The 7,181-nt window shown below is 39.5% G+C and carries 6 protein-coding genes; 3 read left to right on the top strand and 3 right to left on the bottom strand.

The features are described 5' to 3' along the window. Positions 1-1,066: 1,066 nt before the first annotated feature. Positions 1,067-3,496 (bottom strand): leucine--tRNA ligase, encoded by a 2,430-nt coding sequence (gene leuS / locus J6O61_RS07470; RefSeq protein WP_292211440.1) that lies wholly within the window; start codon positions 3,494-3,496, stop codon positions 1,067-1,069. A gap of 294 nt (positions 3,497-3,790) precedes the next feature. Here leuS and J6O61_RS07465 point away from each other — a divergent pair, with 294 nt between their 5' ends. Beyond that, positions 3,791-4,090, top strand: coding sequence for a hypothetical protein (locus J6O61_RS07465; protein WP_292211439.1), 300 nt, complete (start codon positions 3,791-3,793; stop codon positions 4,088-4,090). 110 nt (positions 4,091-4,200) lie between these two features. On the opposite strand, the gene J6O61_RS07460 is transcribed toward J6O61_RS07465, so the two are convergent. Both J6O61_RS07460 and J6O61_RS07455 read right to left on the bottom strand, forming a co-directional pair. Next, positions 4,201-4,401 carry a hypothetical protein gene (locus J6O61_RS07460; RefSeq protein WP_292211436.1) on the bottom strand — a complete coding sequence of 67 codons (201 nt, stop codon included), beginning with the start codon at positions 4,399-4,401 and terminating at the stop codon, positions 4,201-4,203. Between the two features lie 148 nt (positions 4,402-4,549). Continuing rightward, positions 4,550-5,191, bottom strand: a complete 642-nt coding sequence (locus J6O61_RS07455; RefSeq protein WP_292211434.1) for an endonuclease III domain-containing protein — start codon at positions 5,189-5,191, stop codon at positions 4,550-4,552. A gap of 264 nt (positions 5,192-5,455) precedes the next feature. Here J6O61_RS07455 and J6O61_RS07450 point away from each other — a divergent pair, with 264 nt between their 5' ends. Next, positions 5,456-6,430: a bile acid:sodium symporter family protein gene (locus J6O61_RS07450; protein WP_292211430.1), complete on the top strand. Its 975-nt coding sequence runs from the start codon at positions 5,456-5,458 to the stop codon at positions 6,428-6,430. 450 nt (positions 6,431-6,880) lie between these two features. Then, on the top strand, positions 6,881-7,018 hold the full coding sequence (locus J6O61_RS07445) for a hypothetical protein (RefSeq protein ID WP_292211428.1): 138 nt from the start codon (positions 6,881-6,883) through the stop codon (positions 7,016-7,018). The last annotated feature ends 163 nt before the right edge of the window (positions 7,019-7,181 follow it).

The raw sequence follows: 7,181 nt of genomic DNA, 5'->3' as shown, positions 1-7,181 counted from the left end.
GAATATCCAAAGAAGATGCTGGTCTAAAAAATGGGTGTAAATTTCAAATACTGTCCTTGACATGGGTAGTAGTTTATCAATAATTCTCGGGTAAAAATCATCACTTTTATTTCATTACCCAAATCATTCACTAACTCATGGGTAAAAACCTGCATTTTGCTCTTTTTACCCGCAATGCTCTTGAAAAATGGACATATACGAGACCATGATTTGAGACCAAAACACTTTTCTCGGCACTTTCAATTGGTCCATATAAGATAAATCAGGCTGTTTATAATAGAGTTATCTTATATGCGCAGCTGGCCGTAGACATTGCAACGCATAGTCGCTTATAACTCTTTGTTTTGCATGCTTGATCATACATCTATCTTTTAGGCAGTAAGGCAATATATGTTAAATTAAAGAGATAAGCTCTTTATATCAAACTTGCGAATTGTCATCTATCCTTTATTGTTCCTGGATTCAGAGCCCGAGGCATAATGACCAGCCACATCGAAGGTGCTTGCCCTTGGCGGGTTCTGATGGAAACGCTACAATGCTGTGTCCGACGGTGAGTGAAGAATTACTGTTCCCATCATCCTCACCGTCGGCAAGAAATAGACAGCGTTTTCATCAGGTTCAGTCAAGGGTGGCGCACGCAGCCAATCCACTTACGCACATACAAAGGGAGAGTATTTCAGCGTAAGCATAATACTTTTTGCCGTAATACTCTCCCTAATACATCTTGGGATTAATAAGCTATCAAAAGGCTTGTGTTCCTGATAAACATAGAACAGGTAATTCGGGCCTATCTTGGATATGCATAAAATTGGTCCTTTGAAGTACATGTCCAATTTATCACATTGAAAAATACCGAGTGACCAAAGCTATGTCTGCACTGACAGTTTGGCTGCATCCTCTAACAAGAAAGTATGACTTCATGAACTAACTCTCAGAAATCCGCATATGCTGCGGATTTCGTGAGAATATGAGTCAAAAGTCAACCAAGCCTCATCAACGAAGTTGATTTAAATTGGCTTGGTTGATGCATTCTTAAATTTCTAATTTAAGAATGCATGGATTTTTGTTACTTTACTACAATATTTACGATGCGGCCGGGAACATAGATTTCCTTGACAATATTCTTGCCATCAAGTTTATCTGCGATAAGTTCCTTACCCTTGGCAATTACTTCATCCTTGGGATCTTCTTTGCCAATCTCAAGGGTTGCCTTGACCTTACCGTTAATCTGAACGGCGATTTCCACTGTATCTTCGACGCACTTAGACTCATCAAATGTTGGCCATGGCTCAAAGGCAATAGTATCGTCATGTCCGAGAATCTGCCAGATTTCCTCTCCAACGTGCGGACAAATGCAGGAAAGCATCTTGATGAAGTTCTCTGCATACTCTCTGGGGCAGTTTCCCTCTTTATATACTGCGTTAACAAAAATCATCATCTGGGCAATAGCAGTATTAAATGCCAGTACCTCAAAATCGTTTGTTACTTTCTTTACAGTCTGATGATAAACTTTTTCAAGCTTTCCGTTGTTATCATCTGTAATATTCTTTTCATCGGTAAAGAATGAATATACACGATTGATGAACTTTCTGGCTCCTGTAACATTGTTGGAATTCCATGGCTTTGATACTTCCAAAGGTCCCATAAACATTTCATAAAGCCTTAAAGTATCTGCACCATATTCCTCAACGATATCACTTGGGTTAACAACAAATTCAGGGAAACGCTTACCCATCTTGATACCGTTTTCACCCAGAATCATACCCTGATGTACAAGCTTTTTAAATGGCTCTTTTACAGGTGAAAGGCCCTTACTGTATAAGAAACGATTCCAAATACGAGAATACAGTAAGTGTCCAACAGCATGCTCAGGTCCACCTACGTAAAGATCAACAGGCATCCAGTGCTTTAAAAGTTCCTGATTAGCAAACTCATCGTCGTTATCGGGATCAATATATCTCAAGTAATACCATGAAGATCCTGCGGAACCCGGCATTGTTGAAGTCTCTCTAATGCCCTTAAGTCCGTTCTTGTCATACTGTTTCCACTCTGTGGCATTTTCAAGCGGAGCTTTTCCACCATGACCTTTATAATCTTCAAGTTCAGGAAGTACTACAGGAAGCTCACTGTCATCAAGGAACTGAATGCTTCCATCTTCTTTATAAACGCATGGAACAGGCTCGCCCCAATAACGCTGCCTTGCAAAAATCCACTCACGGAAATGGTAGTTAACCTTTTCTCTTGCAACTCCCATATCCACAAGTTTTTTGGTAATAGCTTTTTTAGCATCTTCAACGGTCATTCCATCAAACTCTTCAGAGTTCATAAGGATACATCCCTTGCCAAGGTAATCTGTCTTTTCAAAAGCATGACCGGAAACATCTATTGTTCCTTCTGTATTGTTAATAACCTGAATAAGCGGAAGTCCATGAACCTGTGCATATTCAAAATCTCTCTGATCATGAGTAGGAACAGCCATAACTGCACCTGTTCCATAGCTTGCAAGTACAAAGTCACCGATAAACAGTGGCACTTCTTTGCCGTTTACAGGATTGATGGCATATATTCCCTTAAGAGGGCATCCTGACTTGGTCTTGTTAAGATCAGTACGGTCAAGGTCATTTTTCTTGAGGGTTTCATCAATGTAAGCCTGAACTTCCTCACGATTCTCGACGCGGTCCATAAGTCCCTTTACTATATCTCCATCGGGAGCAAGTACCATGAAAGTAATACCGTAAATTGTCTCTATACATGTTGTAAAAATAGAGAACTCTCCACCACCTACAATCTTGAAATCAACTTCTACACCGGTTGACTTGCCGATCCAGTTGCGCTGAATTTCTTTGGTAGACTCGGGCCAGTCGATTTCATTAAGCCCGTCCAGAAGTTCCTCTGCAAAAGCCTGCTGGTCGATAACCCACTGTTTCATCATTTTTTTGACAACCGGATAGCCGCCACGTTCAGACTTGCCATCTATAACTTCATCATTAGAAAGAACTGTACCAAGTTCCTCACACCAGTTAACAGGCATATCTATGTGCTTAGCGTATCCTGCTTCATACAATTTCTTAAAGATCCACTGTGTCCACTTATAGAATTTCGGATCACTTGTCGCAATCATTTTGGACCAGTCATAATCGAAACCAAGTTCCTTGAGCTGTTTCGAAAAAGTCTGTATATTTTTCTCTGTAAATCCGGCAGGATGATTACCTGTTGTCACAGCATACTGCTCTGCAGGAAGTCCAAAAGAATCATATCCCATCGGATGCAAAACATTATATCCCTGCATGCGCTTCATACGGGACATAATATCCGTCGCAGTATACCCTTCCGGATGACCTGCATGTAGGCCTACTCCTGATGGATATGGAAACATATCCAGTGCATAATATTTTGGCTTGGAAAAATCCCAAACATCGGTCTTGAAAGTCTCGTGTGTTTCCCAGTATTTCTGCCACTTGGGTTCAACTGCATGATGGTTGTATACTTCTGACATGAACTTGCTACTCCTTCTACTTTTTTCATATAAATATCTATGCCTTTAAGCTGCGATATGTCAGCAAAAATCTGACTCATGCACAGATACTTATAAAGTTTACCACAAGTTGTGATGATGTCAAACCTTGTATTTTCATAGATTATTGTCATTTTTACGCAAATGTATTATCATTATAATATAAGTGTTTTCTCGCTTTACTGCTATTTACACTAGGGATAAGATAGCCCAGAGAGCCTGGGAGAAAGGAAAAATCCAATCACTCTTCTTATATGATTGGATAATACGTAAATTATGTATATTGCAATGCAATGTGCTGACAGTAACGGCACTCTGAACACTGAGATTTGTACTTTTTACGGGATACGATATGATACAAGATATCGGTCTGCTGTCATTTCAACCGAGCACCTCAATCATGACTATGTTATTCCAATGGATGCCAAAGATTATGAAAACGCTGCAAGTCAGATTATGGAAGCTATGAAAGCCCATGCCGGAATGATCAAAATAGAAAAAGGTATTGTATGCCGCGGAAGAAAAGGTGAATCAAGGCACGTAGAACCTCAGAAGCTTACGATTATTCCAATCTGATTATCTCTTCACTCAGCCTGCAGTAAAATGCCGGCTAGTATCTGAATAGTACAATATTTATATACAAAAAACGCCCACTAAGACCAATATCTTAGTGAGCATTTTTTATATCAGTTTCCCATTGAGGCAATGAGCGCATCAATTTCGGCCTGACTGAGCATCCTTCCCGGATCTGCGCTAGCTGCAGGCGCCGCCGGAGCCTGTGGTACACTTGACGGTGAAAAGCCTCCTCCACCGCCTGCCTGCGATGATTTACCCATTATGCTCGCAAGTAATTCCTGTTGTTCTGCACTAAGACCGTTTGTATCCATAGACAAAACCTTCCTCGTGTATTATTCGTACGCACATAAACCGATAGTTATAACCATTGTAAAGACCGTTTCTTATTTCGTCAAATAACCTTTTTATAAACTCTATTAGAACTGTAACAGAATCAACTATGCATTTTAATGCAGTTTCTTACTCTTTATACTTTTTCCCTGTCCTACAAATGTCCTTCAGGCAACAGACTGCGCAATCAGGTCTCCTTGCAATGCAAACTGCCCTACCGTGGGTAACAAATCTGTGACATAGTGAATTGCCTTCTTCCGGAGGAATTATTTTCCAAAGTTCTTTTTCGACTTTGGCCGGCTCCTTTATATCATCTACAAGTCCTATCAGATTACAAAGCCTTATACAGTGGGTATCTGTTACAATCGCAGGCTTCCCAAATACATCTCCCATTATGAGATTGGCACTCTTTCTTCCAACCCCGGGAAGTGCCAGTAGCTCTTCCATATTATCCGGGACATTTCCGTCATACTTCTCATGAATCACCTTCATACAAGCTGAAATATCTCTTGCCTTGGAATTACCAAGTCCGCATGGACGCACGATTTCTTCGATCTCTGAAACTTCAGCTTTTGCAAGAGCCTCCACTGTTGGAAACTTTTCATATAATATTGGCGTTATCATATCCACTCTTGCATCTGTGCACTGAGCCGCCAGCCTTACGCTCACGAGAAGCTGCCACGCCTTATCATAATCAAGTGTACACGCTGCATCGGGATATTCTTTTTTTAATCTTTCTATAACTTCTAAAGCAAGCTTTTTCTTTGTCATTTAACCTACCCTGTAATTCCACCTACATATTCATATACTTTTCTGCTGAATATTGAGTCATATATAATTCCGCTTACCTATATAATAATATAGGATAATGCAAACATCAAAAATTATAGCCACTTTTTTATTGTAAACAATATATTTTTTATACAAATTTATTGATACAATATAATCATTATTGTATTTTTATGCAAACTCAATAGACAATATCGCATTAAGATGTATAATTATGTACAAAATTGCATATTAAGGAGAGGAACAATGAAAAAAGTAAGTAGTTTTGTTGGGAAGTACATGGCTATCATTGTACTAGTAGTAGCGGCTTTGGCACTTTTTGTACCGGGCACATGCCTTTGGATCCAGACATCATGGGTTAATTATCTTCTTATGATTGTTATGTTTGGAATGGGTCTGACTCTTAAACCTGAAGATTTTATTCTTGTATTTAAGAAACCCAAGGATATCCTTCTTGGATGCGTGGCACAGTTCACGATTATGCCACTTCTTGCTTTTGCTCTTGGAAAAATATTTGGACTTGAAGCAGGTCTTTTAGCAGGAGTAATTCTGGTTGGAACATGCCCCGGAGGAACATCCAGTAACGTTATCACTTATCTTAGTAAGGGTGATGTTGCTTTGTCAGTAGGAATGACAAGTGTTAACACTCTTCTTGCTCCGTTTTTAACACCTGCAATTACATACCTTCTTCTTAGAACTTCTGTAAGTGTAGATGTTTTAGGTATGTTCGTATCCATAATTAAAGTAGTTATTGTACCTATAGGACTTGGATTTGTTATTAACAGATTCTTTGGTAAATTTACTGCAAAAGTTTCAGATATTCTTCCGCTTATCTCAGTTGCAGCAATTACTCTGATTGTAGCTGCAGTTGTATCTCACAACTCAGCCAGAATCCTTGAAACAGGTGCTGTTGTTTTTGTAGTGGTTATCCTTCATAACCTTCTGGGCTATGCATGCGGATATCTCCTTGGAAAAGTGTTAAAACTTCCTGTATCCAAGAAAAAAGCTCTTTCAATCGAGATTGGAATGCAAAATTCAGGACTTGCTACATCTCTTGCAGGCACAGCTTTCCCTGACCTTGCCATGGCAACAGTACCGGGCGCAATCTTCTCAGTATGGCACAATATTTCAGGTGCAATTCTTGCAAATATCTATCAAAAGATTGAAGATAAAAACACAGATAAATCAGAAGATGATCCCGTTTTAAATAAGGCTCAGTGATTAGATTAGGGATAATTTCATACACTGAAGATTAGGGAGAGTATTCTAGCCAAGCATTTTGCTTACGCTAGAATAATCTCCCTTTGTATGAACGTAAGTGGATTGGCTGCGTGCGCCACCCTTGACTGAACCTGCTGGAAACGCAGTAGCCATCTTGCCAACGGTGAGGATGATGGGAACAGTAATCTTTCACTCACCGTCGGTTCCTGCATTGTAGCGTTTCCATCAGAACCCGTAAAGGGCAAGCACCTTCGGTGTGGCTGGTTTTTTCTGCCTCGGGCTCCGAATCCAGGAACAATAAAGGATAGATGACAATTTGCAAGTTCGATATAAAGAGCTTATCTCTTCAATTTAACATACATTGCCTTACTGCCTAAAAGATAGATGTATGATCAAGCTAAACACACGAATTATTTTCAGATGACGTGCATAGTATATGGGGCTTTGGGCATGCCACTAGAGATTTTCAAGAGCATTGCGGGTAAGAAAAACAAAATGCAGGTTTTTACCCATGAGTTAGTGAATGATTTGGGTAAAGGAATAAAAGAGATGATTTTTACCCGAGAATTATTGAATAAGCTTGGGTAAATATGAAAATAATAATAGATTTACCCAATGATTGTTAGTAAACTACTACCTATAGAGTGGACACATACCAATTCACTTTAGACCCACTTTCATGTGGTAATACCCATTTAAAATACAGCCTAAAATCTGTTTTATACATTTTTTTGAAGGCAATACCGTGTTT

Origin of the sequence: Butyrivibrio sp., from assembly GCF_017635265.1 — a bacterium.
In the GTDB taxonomy this organism is placed as follows: Bacteria; Bacillota; Clostridia; order Lachnospirales; family Lachnospiraceae; genus Butyrivibrio.
Note: the sequence above shows the minus strand (reverse complement) of the source record. Positions and strands in the feature narration are given on the sequence as shown.